At 34.9% G+C, this 834-nt stretch carries 2 protein-coding genes; both read right to left on the bottom strand.

Features of this window, described 5'->3' with window-relative positions; genetic code table 11:
* The coding region (locus I6F45_RS21240; RefSeq protein ID WP_442960992.1) for a flagellin N-terminal helical domain-containing protein at positions 1 to 122 on the bottom strand (122 nt) is incomplete at its 3' end.
* 449 nt (positions 123 to 571) lie between these two features.
* Positions 572 to 834 (bottom strand): flagellin (locus tag I6F45_RS21235; RefSeq protein ID WP_197120249.1); only part of this gene is annotated, 263 nt, incomplete at its 5' end.

The following is an 834-nucleotide window of genomic DNA, read 5'->3' as shown; positions in this document are numbered from 1 at the left end:
GCGCTGTTAATACGCATACCCGATGATAAACGCTCCATTGATGTCGCTAAATCAGAACCTGATTGAGATAGGTTACGTTGTGCGTTTAATGAAGATACATTTGTGTTTACTGAAATCATAATAAAACTCCTGATTACTTTCGTAAAAGTACTGTTTTTATTTAACCAAGAGCCGTAACAAATTTATGTACAAGCCCCTTACTGATTAAGTTAACGGCAGGGAGTAAAATACCTTTAGCTTTTATTTATAAATAATTACAAATTCATGTTAATAAATTTATAACTTGTTGATTAGTTTGTTACTAGGGGTTAACTATGACACGAACTGCTTTTAAGACTTCTTATTGCAACTACACGGGTGTAGAACAATAGTAGGGGAATTGCCGAAAACAATTAAGTAACGAAATATTTAGCCTTGTTACAATACAATCATCTGTCGTTAAATAAAGCTCATATTGAGCCGATTGGTGCAATATTAAAACCAAATAAAAAGGAGATGACCAAAGTCATCTCCTTTTAAAATTATTATAAGTATTAGCTAAAATAGAGAAGTAGCTATTACCTTATTACTGTTAGCCTAATAGGCTAAGTGCAGTTTGCGGTAACTGATTTGCTTGCGACAAGATTGATGTACCTGCTTGTTGCAATATCTGGTTTTTAGTCATCTCAGCAGTTTCTGTTGCAAAGTCAGTATCTTGAATACGGCTGCGTGATGCAGATACGTTCTCTGATATGTTCGCTAAGTTACTTATTGTGTGGTCAAAACGATTTTGAACCGCACCTAAGCTCGCTCGTTGTGAGTCGATGTTTGCAATCGCGTTATCAATAATTGCTA

It is taken from the genome of Pseudoalteromonas sp. SWYJZ19, from assembly GCF_015864375.1.
Lineage (GTDB): Bacteria > Pseudomonadota > Gammaproteobacteria > Enterobacterales > Alteromonadaceae > Pseudoalteromonas > Pseudoalteromonas arctica.
Note: the sequence above shows the minus strand (reverse complement) of the source record. Positions and strands in the feature narration are given on the sequence as shown.